Consider the following 576-nt stretch of genomic DNA (forward strand, 5'->3'; position numbering starts at 1 on the left):
AAAAAAAAGCTAAGTATAGAGCGTTAATCAAAGCCAAAGAAAATGATAAAGGATTTACATCTTTGACTACTATTACTAAGTGCTTTAATCTTAAACGTGACGCCTATTACAAATATAAAAATAGAGCTGAAAAACGTTTAAAAATGGAACAACAAGTCATTAAAATAGTACAACAAAAGCGTAAATCCTTACCTAGAGAAGGTGTGCGGAAACTTAAAAAATCTTTACATAAAGAGTTTACAAATGCAAACCTTAAAATTGGTAGAAACACATTATTTAATATCCTTAGAAAACACAATATGTTGACACTTAGAAAGAAACCTACTTTTAAAACAACAAACTCTATGCATCGGTTTTATAAGTATAAAAACATCATTAAAGACCTTAAAGTTAACAAACCTAATCAAGTTTGGGTATCTGATATTACATACATCAGAACTGTAAAAGGATTTTGCTATCTGGCTATTATAACTGACTTATATTCTCGTAAAATTGTGGGGTACGACATCAGTAATAGTCTTGAATTATCTGGTTGTGTAAGAGCTTTAAACAAAGCCTTATATCAAGCTAAAAACA

1 protein-coding gene is annotated in these 576 nt (G+C 29.2%); it reads left to right on the plus strand.

What is annotated here, in order from left to right; translation table 11 throughout:
- Positions 1-576, plus strand: a 576-nt coding sequence (locus GN138_RS15885; RefSeq protein WP_157364976.1) for a DDE-type integrase/transposase/recombinase, incomplete at both ends; no start/stop codon positions are given.

Origin of the sequence: Winogradskyella endarachnes, assembly GCF_009741275.1 — a bacterium.
In the GTDB taxonomy this organism is placed as follows: Bacteria; Bacteroidota; Bacteroidia; order Flavobacteriales; family Flavobacteriaceae; genus Winogradskyella; species Winogradskyella endarachnes.